The sequence below is a fragment of the Micromonospora sp. GCM10011542 genome (genome assembly GCF_042650685.1).
In the GTDB taxonomy this organism is placed as follows: domain Bacteria; phylum Actinomycetota; class Actinomycetes; order Mycobacteriales; family Micromonosporaceae; genus Micromonospora.
Map to the genome: position 1 here is coordinate 1 of NZ_JBHSBO010000007.1, position 14,695 is coordinate 14,695.

The window sequence follows — 14,695 nt, forward strand, 5'->3', positions numbered from 1 at the left end:
CCTCAACTGGCAGAATCCAGCCGAAGCACTCCACAACTACCTCGTTGCAACAACCACTTGAACGGCACCCGGTGCCGCCAGCCCAGCCAGGCTGCGGCGAGCCCGCACGCGACGCAGAGGGCGAGCAGCCCGGAGGCGGCCTGCGCGTCGGACGCGCCGGCGGCCCGGAGACCGGCCAGTACGACGGTGAACGAGCTCGCGAAGCCGACCAGCGCGGTCACCACGCCGGCCAGCAACGGTTGCGACCGTCCGGGCATCCGCCTCTCCTCCGAGGAGTCCGACCGTTCCGTTTACGGAACAGCGACGTGTAGCACCATAGCCCTGTGCCGCAGCCACCACCAGCCCGCCCGCCGTCGGGCCGTCAACCGTCGGGCCCGCCACCGGCGGCCGGTCGGCCCCGCGCCGCTGTCGACGCCGACCCCGGCGTGATCGGCCGGCGGGTACGCGCCCTGCGCGAGGAGCGGGGGATCTCACTGTCCACGCTGGCCCGGCTCGCCGGCGTCGGCAAGGCCACGCTCTCCGGCCTGGAGCACGGCACCCGCAACCCGACCCTGGAGACGCTCTGGGCGGTCACCGCGCAGCTCGGCGTACCGCTGACCGCCGTGCTGGCCGAGCCGACCGCCGCGCCCACCGTGCACGGCACCGCGGTCACCGCCACCCTGCTGGAGGTCTTTCCCGAGGCCGACGCGACCTACGAGCTGTACCGGATCCGGGTGGCGCCCGGGCCGGGCCAGCTCTCCCCCGCCCACCGACCGGGGGTCACCGAGCACCTCACGGTCTTCGCCGGGGTGCTGCGCGCCGGCCCGGTGGCCGCGCCGCTGACCGCCGGGCCGGGCGAGCACCTCCGCTGGGTCTCCGACGTGCCGCACAGCTACGCGGCGGTGGGCGACGAGGAGGTCGTCGCGAGCCTGCTGCTGCGCTACCCGCGCCGCTGACCACCGCCGATGCGGGGTCAGCCGGGGGCGGCGACGCTGTCCGAGGGGTCCAGTGGAGCGAGGGCCTCCGTCCGGTGCCGGACGGCCCAGAGCGCCACCTCGGTCCGCGACGCCGAGCCGGTCTTGCGCAGCAGGTTGGACACGTGCACGGTGACCGTCCGCACCGAGATGCCGAGCGCCTTCGCGACCTGCTTGTTGGCCATCCCGGCCACCAGGCAGTCGAGCACGTCGACCTCCCGGGCGGTCAGCTCCGGGTCGACCGACGCGGCGACCCGGGACGCCGGCTCGGCCACCGGTCGGGACGCCGGCGGACGGGGCGTGGGCAGCCGCCGCAGCAGCGCCTCCGGCCCGTTACCGGCGTGCGCGGCCAGCAGCTCGGTCAGCGCGTACGGGTTGCCGCCGGTGCGTCGCCAGACCGAGGTGACCAGCCGGCCGGACGGTTTCGTGTCGGCGTACACCTGGGTCAGGACCTCGGCCACCTCGGCCGGGCGCAGCGGGCCGAGGTGCTGGCGGACGGCGCCGCGGACGCCGCAGAGCCGGGCCAGCGCGCGGCGGGTGAGCTCCGGCACCACCGCGTCCGCGGCCGGGCGGCTGGCGACCACCAGCAGGGCAGGCAGGTCGGTGGCGGTGGCCAGCTCGCCGATCAGGTTGAGGCTCGCCGGGTCGAGCGCGTGCAGGTCCTCCACCACCAGCAACGCCGGGCCGGAGCCGACCAGCGACCGGACGGTCCGCACGGCGAGGCGGAGCAGGGTGCCCGGGGCGTACCGCTCACGGGGTGCGGTGGGCTGTTGGGCCAGCCAGGCCAGTGCGTCCGGCGGCAGATCGAGTCGGCTGGTGTCCCGCCCGGTGAGCACCGCGGCCAACCAGTCGTACGGGGCTGGGCCGTACACCCGGGCGGCGCCGGAGAGGATCACCGAAGGGCGCGGGGTGAAGGAGTCCAGAGCGGCCGCGACCAGCAGACTCTTGCCCACGCCCGCCCCGCCGGTGATCACCGCGACGGTCGGTGCCGGCCGGCGGGCGACCGCCACGGCGGACCAGGCCCGGTCGAGCTCGGCCAGCTCGCCGGCGCGTCCGACCATGGACACCGGCATCATTCCTCAACCCTACGCAGTAGTGCGTAGAGACGGCGGCAGGGTGTTCTTGGCAAGCTGGACCCCATGACGCTGATCCTCCGCTCGTCCATCCTCAACGACATCGGTCTGATCCGGACCAACAACGAGGACTCCGCCCTCGCCGGTGACCGCCTGATCGCCGTCGCCGACGGCATGGGCGGACTGCCCGCGGGTGAGGTGGCGAGCGAGATCGTCATCCGGATCCTGGACGAGCTGGCTCCGCCGACCGACCCGGACGCGGCCGCGGACGCGCTGCGCGCCGTGGTCAGCACGGCCAACCAACGCATCCACGCCGCCATCACCGTCGACCCGGCCCGCGAGGGCATGGGTACGACGCTGACCGCTGCGCTGCTGGCCGGCGAGACGCTGGTGCTGGCCCAGGTCGGAGACTCCCGCTGCTACCTGCTGCGCGACGGGGAGCTGACCCAGCTCACCCGGGACGACACGTTCGTCCAGGCGCTGGTCGACCAGGGCGCGCTCGCCCCAGAGCAGGCCCGGCACCATCCGCAGCGGTCCCTGGTGACGCGGGCGGTGCAGGGCAACGACGCCCCGCCGTCGGTCGGGGTGCTCGCCGTGGTGCCCGGCGACCGGCTGCTGCTGTGCAGCGACGGGCTCTCCGACTACGTCGAGGACGAGGCGATCGCGGCGGCGCTGGGCATGTACGCCGACCGCCAGCAGTGCGGCGAGCAGCTGGTCAAGCTCGCCCACCACGCCGGCGCGCCGGACAACGTGACCGTCGTGGTCTCCGACGTCACCACCCGCTGACGGTCGGCCGCGATGGGGTTGCACGGGTCGCCGGCGCGGGTTGGGATGGTCCGATGACCGTCCGCCGGGTGAGCGCCGACGAACGTCTCACCACCAGTTTCCCGCTGGCCGCGTACGCCTTCGAGTCGTCGCCGCTGGGTGCCGCGCGGATCGAGGAGTTCCGCGACTACCTGCCCTACAACCAGGGCAACCGGACGCTGATCGTCGAGGAGGATGGCCGCACCCTGGCCGCCGGCTCGGCCATCCCGATGCGGCAGAACCTGCGCGGGACGGTGCTGCCGATGGCAGGCGTCGCCGGGGTGGCCAGTCATCCGCTGGCCCGCCGGCAGGGACACGTCCGTACGGTGCTGCACCAGCTCCTCGACGAGATGCGCGACGAGGGCCACCCGCTGACCGCGCTGTATCCGTTCCGGCCGAGCTTCTACGCGCGGTTCGGCTACACCAGCCTGCCCAAGCCGCGCACCGTCACCTTCACCCCGGCCGACCTGGGTCCGCTGCTGCGGCGGGAGCTGCCCGGCGAGGTGGGCTGGGAGCGGATCGGCACCGGCTACCCCGCCTGGCGCGCGTTCACCGAACGCTGCCTGGGCCAGCGGCACGGCTTCTCGGTCTTCCCCGACTACCGGGACGTCGGGTTGCGCGACCGCGACGAGCGGTGGCTGCTCACCGCCCGGGTGGACGGCGAGATCACCGGCGTCGTGACCTACCGGATCGACGAGCATGGCGGCACGCTGGCCGCCGACGACCTGCTGGTCGCCGACCCGCTCGCCCGGGCGCTGCTGTTGCAGTTCTTCGCCCGGCACGTCGACCAGGTGCAGCGGGTCACCGTCCAGGTCCCGCCGGACGAGCTGCCCGAGCTCTGGCTGACCGACCTGGACGTGCACGTCGAGGCACGGGCCGCCCGGCCGGGGTCGTCCGCCCCGATGGCCCGGCTGCTGTCGCTGGACGCGCTGACCGGGCTGCCCGCCGGGCCGGGCCGGGTGCGCGTCGAGCTGACCGGGGACCGCTGGCTGGCCGGCAGCCACCTGCTGGACGGCACCACCGGCGCCCTGGAGCTGGTGCCTGGCGCTGCCTCCGGCAGGGCACCGACCGCAACGCTCACCGCGGCCGGGCTCTCCGCCCTCGCGTACGGGGTGCTGGACCCGGCCGAGCTGCCGTGGCGCGGGTGGGGCGAGGTGCCCGTGGACGCCGCGGCGGAGCTGCGCAGCATCTTCCCGCGCCGGGTGCCGTACCTCTTCGCCGACTTCTGATCGGTCACGATCGAGTTTGTGGATCCGGCGATCGTGGGTACGGTCCCGCCAATGCCGGAGTGGTTGCAGGCGGGTGGGTGGGGACTGCTGGCCGGGTCGGCCCTGCTGCTGGGGGCGGCGGTCGGCTGGTTCGCCCGGGTACCGCAGCGCGTCATCGCGTCGATCATGGCGTTCGGCGCGGGGGTGCTGCTCTCCGCCGTGTCGTTCGAGCTGATCGAGGAGGCGCACGAGCAGGGCGGGCTGCTGCCCACCGCGCTCGGCGCGGCCGGCGGCGCGGTGGCCTACACCCTGGCCAACGTGGCCCTGGCCCGGCACGGCGCGCGGCACCGGAAGCGGTCGGGCGACCAGCAGCCCTCCGAGCGCGAGCAGCCCGGCTCCGGCTCGGCGATCGCGGTGGGCGCGCTGCTCGACGGCGTACCGGAGTCGGTGGTGATCGGCGCCAGCCTGCTCGGCGGCGGCGCGGTCAGCCTGGTCACGGTGGTGGCGGTCTTTCTCAGCAACGTCCCGGAGGGGCTGTCCAGCGCGGCCGGCATGCGCCAGGCCGGCCGGAACCGCCGGTACGTCTTCCTGCTCTGGGCCGGGATCGCGCTGATCAGCGGGGCGGCCGCGCTGCTCGGCAACACCCTGCTGGGCGGCGCCCCACCGGAGGCGCTGGCCGCGATCACCGCGCTGGCCGCCGGCGCGATCCTCGCGATGATCACCGACACCATGGTGCCCGAGGCGTTCGAGAACGCGCACCTGCTGGTCGGCCTGATCACGGTCGCCGGCTTCCTGACCGCGTTCGCCCTCTCCCACGCCTGAACACCGTTCTTAACGGCGGCTTAAACCGGCACGGCAGATTCGCTCCGCCGCCGTCCGGGCTTCTAGCATCACCGGGTGCGCTCGACGTCGCTTGTCGCCCTGATCGTCCTCGGTGTCGCCACCGCGGCCCTGCCCGCCTGCGGCCCTGCCGACCCGGCCTCGACCCCGGCCACCGCGCAGTCCGGTTCGCAGCCCGGCTCGCCGGCCGCGCCGGAGGCCATGCCCACCGGGGTCCAGAAGGTCGAGCCCGCGGGCCGCTCCGGCCTGGGCGGCCCGGGCGCCAGCGCGAGCCCGAAGCCGGCGGCCCCGGCCGCCAAGGCACTCGCGGCGGGGAACCCGAACGGCGGTGCGACCGTACCGGCCGAGGCCCGGGCGGTGGACACCTCCAAGCCGACCCGGACCATCGGCACTGGCACCCCGGCCAGTTGCACCTCGGCTGCGGTGGTGAAGGCCGTCGCGGCCGGCGGCGTCATCACCTTCGACTGCGGGCCGGCCCCGGTGACGATCAAGATGTCCGCCACCGCGAAGGTGCGCAACGCCAACGGGCCGAAGGTCGTCCTCGACGGCGGCGGCAAGGTCACCCTGAGCGGCCAGGGACAGCGTCGGATCCTCTACATGAACACCTGCGACGAGGCCCAGGGCTTCACCACCTCGCACTGCCAGAACCAGGACCACCCGCAGCTCACCGTGCAGAACCTGACCTTCGCCGACGGCAACTCCACCGGGGACAAGGTCGAGGGCGGCGGCGGTGGGGCGATCTTCGTACGCGGCGGCCGGTTCAAGGTGGTCAACTCCCGCTTCGTGCGCAACCGCTGCGACCGCACCGGCCCCGACCTGGGCGGCGCGGCCATCCGGGTGCTCAGCCAGTACGAGAACGAGCCGGTGTACGTGGTGGGCAGCACCTTCGGCGGCGCCGCCGGTCAGGGCGGCTCCTGCTCCAACGGGGGCGCGCTGAGCAGCATCGGCGTCTCCTGGGTGGTACTGAACAGCGTGCTCAGCCACAACCAGGCGATCGGCAGCGGCGCCAACCCGGCCAAGTCCGGCACGCCCGGTGGCGGCAGCGGCGGCGCCATCTACTGCGACGGCAACGAGTTCACCGTGCGGATCGCCGGCACCATCATCGAGAACAACAAGGCCAACGAGGGCGGCGGCGCGATCTTCTTCGTCAGCAACAACCGCACCGGCACCATGACGATCGAGAAGTCCACCCTGCGCCGCAACCCGAGCGGCAAGTTCGAGACCCAGGGCTACCCCGGCATCTTCTTCCTCGGCGCCCGCAACCCCAGCACCCCCGGCTCCAAACTCAGCTGAGTCCGGCCGTACCTCAGTAGGGGTTGCCGTGGCCGGCGGGGCGGGCGCGGAGCAGGCCGGCCAGGCGGCCCGGCAGATCCGGCGCCCCGGACATCGGCGGGCTGCCGGTGTGCCCCCCACCGTCGGCCATCCCGGCGAAGAGTTCCTTGAGCGCGGTGAGCGCGTCGATCTTCGGCCGCCAACCCAGCTCGGTCTCGGCCCGCTCGCTGGACATCAGCGGCGCGTTCAGTGCCAGCTGCACCCAACCGGGGTCGACCGGTTGCAGCCGGGCCACCCAGGTCAGTGCCGCCGCTACCCGCAGCACGGGAGACGCGACCGGTACCGTCCAGCCGTGGAAGTGCCGGGCCACCAGCTCCGGGGTCAAGACCGGGTCGGCGGCCACGTTGAAGGCGCCGCGCGCGTCGCCGAGAACCGCCCGCGCGTACGCGTCGGCCACGTCGTCGGCGTGCACCGCCTGCATCCGCAGCCGGCGATTCGTGGGTACCAGCGGGATCCGGCCGAAGCGCAGCAGCCGCACCGGGGCCAGTGGGCCGAGGAAGTACCGGGTGATCTCGGTGGCCGCCGCCCGCTGGAAGATCAGCCCGGGTCGCAGCCGGACCACCCGCAGCGCGGGGTGCTTCTGCTCGATCCCGTCCAGCAGATCCTCCACCTCAGCCTTGTCGCGGCTGTACGACGAGCCGGGCACCCCGCTCGCCGGCCAGCGCTCGCTGATCGGGTGGTCCTTCGGGCCGGGCGCGTAGGTGCCGACCGACGAGGCGTACACCAGGGCGGGCACGCCCGCCCGGACCAGCGCGTCGAACACCGCCCGGCTGCCCCCGACGTTGGTCCGGTGCAGCACCCGCTGGTCGTGGCTGGGCTGGATCTGCCACGCCAGGTGCACCACCGCGTCCGCCCCGGCGAACACCTCGGCCAACTGGTCCACGGCCCCCGGCGCACCGATGTCGCAGGAGTGCCACTCCACCTGGTCGTACGGCTCACCGGCATCCGGGCCGGGCAGCCGGCGGGCCACCCCGGCCAGTTCCACGCCCCGCTCGCGGCGCAGCCGCCGCAGCAGCGCGGTGCCGACGTTTCCGCTCGCCCCCACCACCACGATCCGCATGCCCGACCCGTACCCGCCCAGCCGCCCGTCAACCACCCCCGCGCGCTCGGCGACGCTCGGCCGGTCCGGGCGCCCGGCTTGATCCACTCGACATCCTGGAAATCGGCCTGTCCGGGCGGGCGGGAAAGCCCGACTTCCAGGTCCCGAGTGGATCACGGTCGTGGTGACTGCCGGACCCAGCCGTGCTTCTCCTTGCCCCGGCGCCCGCCCGTGGCGGCGAGGCAGCGCGGGCAGATCCACCCGACCGGGTCGGCCTCGGTCAACTGGTCGGTCGAGGAGTAGTCGAAGCGCACGTGCGGAAAGCGACGCAGCCGGGTACGGCTGAGCGCCAGCCCGCACAGCGTCTGGTTCTGGCCGGGAAGCCAGGCGTGCACCTCCCCGCCCGGCTCGCGTACGCCCTCCGGCCCGATCTCCTCCCCGGACGCCGCCACCGCCGGGGTGCTGCTCAGTTTCATGCCCATCCCGGTTCCCCACCGGCCGGTACCCATGCCTGCCAGCTTGATCAGCTTCACCGTCCCGGCTCCGCCTGTCGCAGCGAACGGGACACCGCTTCGTCGCCGAGCCGGTGACGATGCCGGGCCGCGCCCGCTGCCGACAGGCATCGATGGTCGGCGGGAAGCCGAGAGCCGTCGGCGGGCACCGTCCGGTAACCTGAGCGCGCGGGCCGCTAGCTCAATGGCAGAGCTGTGGACTTTTAATCCATAGGTTCAGGGTTCGAGTCCCTGGCGGCCCACTCTTCCGCAGGTAAGCGACCCCTTCCGGGGTCGCTATTGGCGCGATGGGGCCGGTACACGCGATGCGGCCGGTACAGCACTGAAATACCGCAGCCGGCCGGTCACCGGTCGCGTGATTTGCTGAGCCAGAAGCAGCGCGTCCCAGCGGCGTGAGCGGCACAACGAAAGGGCGGACGATGACTGACGGGCCGCTCGTGCGCAACTCACGGCTACTGGGCTTGTTCACCGAGATCGTCCAAGGCCCGGAGGGGACGCTGCGGGCCGTGGAGCCGCCGGGCGCGGCATCGCCGCCCACGCGCGCTGCACGCTCGCCATACTCGCTGACAAGCTGACCATCAGATCCGGAAGTACGCACGAATTACTTCAGAGCGCGCTTGCCTCCGCCGATCGACTCATGGAACTAGGGGCCATCGAGGACGACCTGAACGAGCTGTGGTCCAGTCGCCGAGAGCGCGGTGTTGACGACGAGGCTTTTGAGGCAAGCCTCCAGCAGATAGTCATTCGTCTGGAGGCGTGGCCCCTGTCCTGGTCACGCGAACCCGACTGAGCGACCGATCGTCTGCTAGCGGGCGAGCGCCTGGCCGAGCCGCTTGAGCGCGTCGTGGTGGCCGCCGGCGACTCCTGGTGCGGCGGTTCCGCTTCAACGTTCGCAGCCATAGCATGCGGGCGTGGCAGATGACCCGGTCTTCACGGCAGTCCTCGACAGCCTGCTCGACTGTCTGGCGTTCTTCGAGCTGTGGGACGACGAGACGCTCCACCCGGACATCGCCGTTCAGCAGCTTGAGGAAGTGGCTGACCGCCTTGGCGGTTTGGAACCGTCCGGCCGGGCACGTCTGGCCGCAGCCATCGCCGCCAGAGCAGAGAGCATCCGGCCGCAGTACCGGGAGTTTGTGGAGGAGGCACCGGAGGCGTTTGGCCTCCTGGATGAGGACGACTGATGCGAGCGCCGATGCCTCGCAGCGGCGTTCGGGACGAAGAGGTCGAGTGCGGCGGCAGATGGTGTGCCACGATCGGCCCGTGCGTACCTGGAACGGCTTGAACCATGAGGAGCAGTGCCTCCTGGTCAACGCTCAGGAGCATGACCTACTGCCGAGTGTTCTATGGGACTGGCGGACCGATCTCGACCAGGAAGACAAACTGACCCTGCTGCCAGTGCTTGCCGCTGCCCTGGTCTCACTGGTCGGTGATGGGCTCATCGAGGTACGCCGACTGTTCGTCGACGGTAGCGGCAGCGGCAGCTACGAAGTGGTTCCCTGTGGACAGCTTCCTGACGTGCTCGCCGACCAGGCTGTGTGGGAGTACACCGATCACGGCTGGATCCATCGCGACGAGGGCCTGGCGATCGTCGAGACCCATGCGGGGCGAGAGTTGTCGCTCACCGATCGCTCGGGTGTGCCGGATCCCCAGAGGTCGAACCCCTACCTGACGTAGCCGGCCAGGTCAGGGCGCGGGCGGTGAGCCGAGCCCTTACCCGCGCGCCACCGCTTCCTCCGCAAGGCGTTCGAACTCCGACGGTGGGAGCAGACCCGAGATCAGATTGCCCGCGACGAGCCAACTCGGCGTCGCGCGTACGCCGAACTGGGCGCCTAGCGACTCCGCCTCGACAAGAGACGCCGATGCGGTGCCGTCGGCCAACGCGGCACGGAGGGCGCTGAGATCGACACCGACCTCGTTCGCCTGCCGCTCGATCACGGCAATGTCGCCGAGATCCTCATTGAGCGCGAAATGCGCGGCGTACAGCCGTTGGTTGAAGTCGCCCGACAGATCGGGCTGGCGTCGGCGAACCCACTCTGCCGCAGCCAATGCCGTCCGCGTGTTGGGCAACCGCGTTGGCCAGTTCAACGGCAGGCCGACTCGGGCCGCCTCACGCTCGAGTGTCGCGTACATCGGCCCGGTACGTAGCCCCGCGTCGACTCCCTCGACCGGAATCTCGGGATGGATCTGGAATGGCAGGTGGACGACGTCCAGGCCGCGTCTTCCGAAGATGGCGTTCCGCTGTTGTGCGACGTAACAGAACGGACAGACAAAGTCGAACCAGTACAGAATTGGCGCGGGCGACGCCACGTCAGCGTCAGTCCTCGCCATCGCGAACCGATCGATCGGAGCGGAAGCCGCTGGCGTTCATCCGGGTGCCCCCTCACACACTGACATCAGACTGCCACGTCGCAACGCAGGCGTTGGTCGTTCCCATGCCACCCGCGCTCAAGCCATGATCACGGTCACGGCCCGCAACAGAAGCTGCTACCGGCGCGCGGCCCGGTCGACGCGCACCAGGGATTCAGGTCATCGACCAAGCGCTAGGCTCTTCGCGTCGGAGCGCACTGATGCAGTGACGCCAAGGAGCGGCGGCGAGCTGTTCATTCTCGACCGGCACCGCCGCATCGAGCCGCGCAAGGGCAGGCGACCGCGCAGCCGAAGGGCGAGGAATGAGCACACAGCGCAGCTACTACGAGCCGGCTCCAGCGACCCACGACACCGCCGCCGCCGCGCTCGCGGCCGGCGACATCGACACCCTCACCGACTCGATGGTCGGGCTCGCCCTGCACGACGCGGACTGGCGCTGGTGCCAGGACTTCTACCTCCGCCTGCTGGACCATCCGGAGGAGGACGTCCGGGCCACGGCAGCGACCTGCCTCGGCCACCTAGCCCGCATCCACCACCAACTCGACACCGACCGGGTCCTGCCCGCCCTGCGCTCCCGGCTGCGCGACCCGGCGGTCGGCGGCACGGTGGAGGACGCGGTAGCCGACATCGAGCAGTTTCTCGCTCTGCCGCCCGGGGCGTCGCCGTAGTCTTGCGCCCGTGGACCCCGTTCAGCCAGATCCCCGACCGCTGTCACCGGAGGAAGCCGGGGTCCTTGATGCGCTGCTGGCGCAGGACTTCCCCGGCGTGGACGAGCTCCGGGTGCAGTCGCGGAACGTCCTGGCGCAGCCGAGCTGCGGGTGCGGCTGCGGCACCATCTGGCTCCTGCCGCAGGGGCGAGACCTACCAGCCTCGGCAGCGACGAGCCCGGTACCAGCCGAAGGCACAGTGCTCGATGAGTATGGCCGGACAATCGGCGGGATCCTGCTGTTCGTCGGCGAGGGCCAACTGGCGGACCTCGAGGTGCACTCGTACTACGAGCCGTTGCCGATGCCGTCGCCCGATCGGGTGTCGTGGTTTCTCCGAGACCGCGGAACGGCCCGCTGAGGTCGACACCGAGCAGCCGAGGCCAGGAGTGGGCGCCGGCGCCCTCCGGGAACGGTAGCGGCTCAGAATCAGCGGAGGGCCCGGTGGCGACGACGCGACCGCCGCCGTCACCGAGCCCCCCACACTCACCGCCGGTTGGTCAGGACAGGTACTTGGACACGACGCCGGCGTCGATGACCGCCTCTTCGCCGCTGGCGACAGTGATCGAGCCGCTGTGGCCGTACCTGTTGTAGCCGCCGGTCTCGTTCAGGTAGTAGACGAGGTCGGAATCGGGCGAGGTGATGAAGCTGTACGGGTCGCGTACGTAGAAATCGATCCGGTAGGTGCCCGGCCGCACCTGGACGGTGTACGTGCCGTCCGCGTTCACCGTGGCCTCCGCGCCGTAGCCCTGGCCAGCCGCGGTGATCTGGTAGATGCCCTGGTCGCCGGGGGGTGCACCGGGCTCGCCGGCGTCCCGGACGCTGTCCCGGTCGCTGTCGACCCAGACCACGCCGCGTACGGTCGCCGGCTGGAGGACGGTGACCCGGGTGTGCCTGGTGTTGTTGTCCAGGCTCGTCTCGGTCGAGGTGGTCGACAGGGTGGCGGTCAGGTCGAGGACGTCGCCGGGGTTCGCGCCCGAGATGGAGGCCGTGATGTCGAGTCCGGCGCTGTTCTGGCCCGGACGCAGCGGCCCGTGGGTGCAGCGCCAGCCCGGCTGGCCTGCGGCGAGGTCGTCGCCGTAGTCACAGGCCCAGCCCTCGCTGGTCTCGCTGTAGCGAACGCTGCCGGCGGGCAGCGGCACGGTGACGGTCAGGTCGCCGGAGGGGGAGGTCCCGCTGTTCAGCACGTACGAGCTGAAACCGAACACCTCACCGTTGATCATCTCGTAGTCACGCGACTCGCTCATGAACCCGACGTCCACCGTGCCGGGGATGTAGCGCAGGCTGGCCTGACCGGTGTTGTTGTCGGTGGACGACTCGCGACCGCCGGTGGCCGTGGCACTCACCACGACCTCGTCGCCGACCGTTCCGGCGTCCACGCCGAACGGGATGCGCAGTGGTTCCGCCGCCGCACCGGCCGCGAGCGGCGCGTGGGTGCAGGTGGCGGTGGCCTGGAAGGTGCACTGCCAACTGGGCGGGACGGAGAACCCGTCGGTGAACCAGGTGCCGGCAGGAAGGGACAGGACCAGGGTGACGTCATCGCTGGCCTTGCCGCCGGCGTTGTGCAGGGCGACCGTCACGGCGGACGAGCCGCCGGTGTCGGGAACCTCGGTCGGGTCGAGGCTCGCGGTGACGACCAGGTCGGCCCGGGTAGGTGCCGCGCTGGCGGGGGCGGCGGCGAGCGAACCCACCATCGTCAGTGCCAGTGAACTCCCCGCGAGCGCACTGAACCGGACGAGGCGGTGTCCAGGGGTTGCAGACATCGGATCCTTCCGTCGGAGGGATGGCTCCGGGCCGATGAGCCCGGCCGGGACAACGACATATTTCTGTTGTCCGTCTGCTGAGCGCCGCAAGATCAAAGGCCGTTACACCGCTCGGGGCAGGCGCGTCGCGGCAGCACCGGCGGTCAGTCCCAGCGCCAACGCTCCGATCAGCCGTGCCCCGCTGGTGTGCGCCAGGAAGGCGCCCGGTAGTTGCGACGCGACCAGCGCCCCGGTGGCGGTCACCGATGCGGCGACGGTCCAGAACAGGCGGGGCCGCGCCGGAGCGACGAGCGGCTCACCGTGCCACGCCCGCAGTAGCCCGCGGCGCCCGATGTGTACGGCGAGGGCCAGCGCCGCCAGTGCGCCGAGCACGGTCGAGGCCCAGTCCAGCACGGGTTTGTCGGTGGTCAGGCGGTCCCATGCCTGGTGGGTCGCCGCCGCGAGCACGGCCGAGCACGCGCTGACCGCCAGGGCCGGCCGCGAGCCGCCGAGCGAACCGTAGTCGCGCAGGGCCAGCGCGGCGGGACGGGACGGCAGGTGCACGGCGACGGCCGGCGCCGCCCAGCGCACGATCGTTCCGCACAGCAGCGTCACGGGCAGGCAGAACAGGATCAGCCCGGCCGGCTGGTGCGACAGGGGAAACACGGGCAGGCCCGAACCGTCGAGTGCGTAAGCCAGGTCGGGTGCGCCGGAGCCGACGACGAGCGCCACGCCGTCGAACCAGCGGGGCCGCCAGAGCTTCAGCGGCAGCGGCAGCGCGGCGTGGGAGGGGAACGTCAGCGGCACGGGCCGCAGCGTAACGGCGAGGGACGACCGATGAGCGGACAGCGCTACGGCCGCGCTCGCCGTCAGCGGGAGAAACTACAGCGCCGATCTGCGCACGCGGCGGGAAGCGAGGAGGCCGGCGTGGTCCACGACGGCCACCACGAACAGCACCGCCGTGGTGGCCGCGGTGACCGCCAGCAGCGGCATCATCCTGGTCGCCCCCGTGGCGGCGACCATGACGGGCAGGCCGGCCAACCGCGGCCAGGAGAATCGCCGGTAGATCGCCATGGAGAGCAGGATGCGCCCGGCGAGGAAGAGCGTCGGCCCTGCCCCGATGACCGCGACGGCGGTCAGGTCGCCGGTCTCGGTCGGGTGGGCGATGGCCAGTTCGGCCCCGACCGCGGTCGACACCACTCCGGCGATCATGAGCAGGTGCAGGTAGCCAGTGGTGGCGCCGAGCCCGGACGGGGTACCCCGCTCAATGGCGGGTCCGAGGAACGAGCCGGCTGGTGTCACGTAGAGCAGCCCGATCAGGACGGCGGTGGCGAAGATCAGCAGAAACGTCACGGTCTGCGGGAGGCTGGTTCGGGTGCCGGAGTACGCGAGGCCGGCGACCAGGATCAGCTCGCCGAGCGCAACGATCATCACCTGCTGGTACCGCTCGGCGAAGTGCTGGCCGGTGAGGCGCAGTTCCTTCTGCCGTGCCCGTCCGAACCTGGGGATGGGCCAGCCGAGCGGAGGCCCCACGACGTCGATGGCGAGGCCGAGCATCCAGAGCGGGATCCGCCAGGACGGCACGAAAGCGCCGACCAGCCAGGGTACGGCGGAGACGCAGAACCAGGACAGAACCCGCAACGCCCGGCCCTGTCGCGGGTGACCGCGCAGCGCGAAGCCGGTGATCACCCCCCGCGCGACGTGGACGGCGACGTACGCGCCGGCGAAGAGCGGCCCCCGCCCGTCCAGCGCCTCCGGGACCGCCACCCCGGCCAGCAGCGCGCCCAGGGTGGCGGCGACCAGGAGTATGCGGATCGCCGGCGTCTCCGGGTCGTACCAGTCGGTCGACCAGGTGGTGGTCACCCAGAGCCACCAGACGGCGGCCAACAGCAGCGCGGTACGCGACGCGCCGACCGGGGTGAGGTCGGCGAGCAGGTGGTGAGCCAGTTGGCTGAGGGCGAGCACGAACGCCAGGTCGAAGAAGAGTTCCAGAAACGAGGCGCTGAGCGGCGCGTCGCTCCCCCGCAGCAGTCGTTCCGGTCTGCTCGCCATCGGCGCTCCTCCCGGTGGCCCGCCCTGCGACCGTCGTACCACCCGGAATACGTGACGCGAGGCGAAAGC

17 protein-coding genes and 1 tRNA gene are annotated in these 14,695 nt (G+C 72.0%); 10 read left to right on the plus strand and 8 right to left on the minus strand.

The window, feature by feature from the left end; genetic code table 11:
- Positions 1 to 2: 2 nt before the first annotated feature.
- Entirely contained in the window at positions 3 to 257 is a 255-nt protein-coding gene (locus ACFOW4_RS01510) for a benzoate/H(+) symporter BenE family transporter (protein ID WP_377523744.1), read from the minus strand.
- A gap of 66 nt (positions 258 to 323) precedes the next feature.
- Between ACFOW4_RS01510 and ACFOW4_RS01515 the strand changes: the two genes are divergently transcribed.
- Positions 324 to 935 carry a helix-turn-helix domain-containing protein gene (locus ACFOW4_RS01515; RefSeq protein ID WP_377523746.1) on the plus strand — a complete coding sequence of 204 codons (612 nt, stop codon included), beginning with the start codon at positions 324 to 326 and terminating at the stop codon, positions 933 to 935.
- 17 nt (positions 936 to 952) lie between these two features.
- On the opposite strand, the gene ACFOW4_RS01520 is transcribed toward ACFOW4_RS01515, so the two are convergent.
- Positions 953 to 2,029: a LuxR C-terminal-related transcriptional regulator gene (locus ACFOW4_RS01520; protein ID WP_377523747.1), complete on the minus strand. Its 1,077-nt coding sequence runs from the start codon at positions 2,027 to 2,029 to the stop codon at positions 953 to 955.
- 63 nt (positions 2,030 to 2,092) lie between these two features.
- Here ACFOW4_RS01520 and ACFOW4_RS01525 point away from each other — a divergent pair, with 63 nt between their 5' ends.
- The 4 genes from ACFOW4_RS01525 (at position 2,093) to ACFOW4_RS01540 (ending at position 6,171) form a co-directional block, all read left to right on the plus strand.
- On the plus strand, positions 2,093 to 2,812 hold the full coding sequence (locus ACFOW4_RS01525; RefSeq protein WP_377523748.1) for a PP2C family protein-serine/threonine phosphatase: 720 nt from the start codon (positions 2,093 to 2,095) through the stop codon (positions 2,810 to 2,812).
- A gap of 68 nt (positions 2,813 to 2,880) precedes the next feature.
- Positions 2,881 to 4,059, plus strand: a complete 1,179-nt coding sequence (gene eis / locus ACFOW4_RS01530) for an enhanced intracellular survival protein Eis (protein WP_377523750.1) — start codon at positions 2,881 to 2,883, stop codon at positions 4,057 to 4,059.
- A 51-nt stretch (positions 4,060 to 4,110) separates the two neighbouring features.
- Positions 4,111 to 4,860, plus strand: a complete 750-nt coding sequence (locus ACFOW4_RS01535; protein ID WP_377523751.1) for a ZIP family metal transporter — start codon at positions 4,111 to 4,113, stop codon at positions 4,858 to 4,860.
- Positions 4,861 to 4,935: 75 nt separating this feature from the next.
- A complete protein-coding gene (locus ACFOW4_RS01540; RefSeq protein ID WP_377523753.1) occupies positions 4,936 to 6,171 on the plus strand; it encodes a hypothetical protein in 1,236 nt (411 codons plus the stop codon).
- 13 nt (positions 6,172 to 6,184) lie between these two features.
- On the opposite strand, the gene ACFOW4_RS01545 is transcribed toward ACFOW4_RS01540, so the two are convergent.
- Both ACFOW4_RS01545 and ACFOW4_RS01550 read right to left on the minus strand, forming a co-directional pair.
- A complete protein-coding gene (locus ACFOW4_RS01545; RefSeq protein ID WP_377523964.1) occupies positions 6,185 to 7,270 on the minus strand; it encodes an NAD-dependent epimerase/dehydratase family protein in 1,086 nt (361 codons plus the stop codon).
- 152 nt (positions 7,271 to 7,422) lie between these two features.
- The gene (locus tag ACFOW4_RS01550) at positions 7,423 to 7,782 is read right to left on the minus strand and encodes a hypothetical protein (RefSeq protein WP_377523754.1); all 360 of its coding nucleotides are present in this window, start codon (positions 7,780 to 7,782) and stop codon (positions 7,423 to 7,425) included.
- Between the two features lie 149 nt (positions 7,783 to 7,931).
- On the opposite strand from ACFOW4_RS01550, the gene ACFOW4_RS01555 reads away from it, so the two are divergent.
- From ACFOW4_RS01555 to ACFOW4_RS01565, 3 genes are all read left to right on the plus strand, one after another.
- Positions 7,932 to 8,003: transfer RNA gene (locus ACFOW4_RS01555), tRNA-Lys, on the plus strand.
- Positions 8,004 to 8,672: 669 nt separating this feature from the next.
- Positions 8,673 to 8,942: a hypothetical protein gene (locus tag ACFOW4_RS01560; protein WP_377523756.1), complete on the plus strand. Its 270-nt coding sequence runs from the start codon at positions 8,673 to 8,675 to the stop codon at positions 8,940 to 8,942.
- Positions 8,943 to 9,021: 79 nt separating this feature from the next.
- Complete coding sequence (locus ACFOW4_RS01565) at positions 9,022 to 9,435, plus strand: hypothetical protein (protein ID WP_377523757.1); 414 nt, start codon at positions 9,022 to 9,024, stop codon at positions 9,433 to 9,435.
- 36 nt (positions 9,436 to 9,471) lie between these two features.
- Here the strand turns inward: ACFOW4_RS01565 and ACFOW4_RS01570 are convergent, their stop codons facing one another.
- The gene (locus tag ACFOW4_RS01570; RefSeq protein ID WP_377523760.1) at positions 9,472 to 10,068 is read right to left on the minus strand and encodes a DsbA family protein; all 597 of its coding nucleotides are present in this window, start codon (positions 10,066 to 10,068) and stop codon (positions 9,472 to 9,474) included.
- A 362-nt stretch (positions 10,069 to 10,430) separates the two neighbouring features.
- On the opposite strand from ACFOW4_RS01570, the gene ACFOW4_RS01575 reads away from it, so the two are divergent.
- Together ACFOW4_RS01575 and ACFOW4_RS01580 are read left to right on the plus strand one after the other, a co-directional pair.
- Positions 10,431 to 10,796, plus strand: coding sequence for a hypothetical protein (locus ACFOW4_RS01575; RefSeq protein WP_377523761.1), 366 nt, complete (start codon positions 10,431 to 10,433; stop codon positions 10,794 to 10,796).
- A 10-nt stretch (positions 10,797 to 10,806) separates the two neighbouring features.
- Positions 10,807 to 11,193, plus strand: a complete 387-nt coding sequence (locus ACFOW4_RS01580) for a hypothetical protein (protein WP_377523763.1) — start codon at positions 10,807 to 10,809, stop codon at positions 11,191 to 11,193.
- Between the two features lie 139 nt (positions 11,194 to 11,332).
- Here ACFOW4_RS01580 and ACFOW4_RS01585 read toward each other — a convergent pair whose 3' ends face one another.
- From ACFOW4_RS01585 to ACFOW4_RS01595, 3 genes are all read right to left on the minus strand, one after another.
- Positions 11,333 to 12,526, minus strand: coding sequence for a hypothetical protein (locus ACFOW4_RS01585; RefSeq protein WP_377523764.1), 1,194 nt, complete (start codon positions 12,524 to 12,526; stop codon positions 11,333 to 11,335).
- Between the two features lie 171 nt (positions 12,527 to 12,697).
- Complete coding sequence (locus tag ACFOW4_RS01590; protein WP_377523767.1) at positions 12,698 to 13,381, minus strand: DUF4184 family protein; 684 nt, start codon at positions 13,379 to 13,381, stop codon at positions 12,698 to 12,700.
- A 75-nt stretch (positions 13,382 to 13,456) separates the two neighbouring features.
- Positions 13,457 to 14,626 (minus strand): low temperature requirement protein A, encoded by a 1,170-nt coding sequence (locus tag ACFOW4_RS01595; protein ID WP_377523768.1) that lies wholly within the window; start codon positions 14,624 to 14,626, stop codon positions 13,457 to 13,459.
- Positions 14,627 to 14,695: the final 69 nt, after the last annotated feature.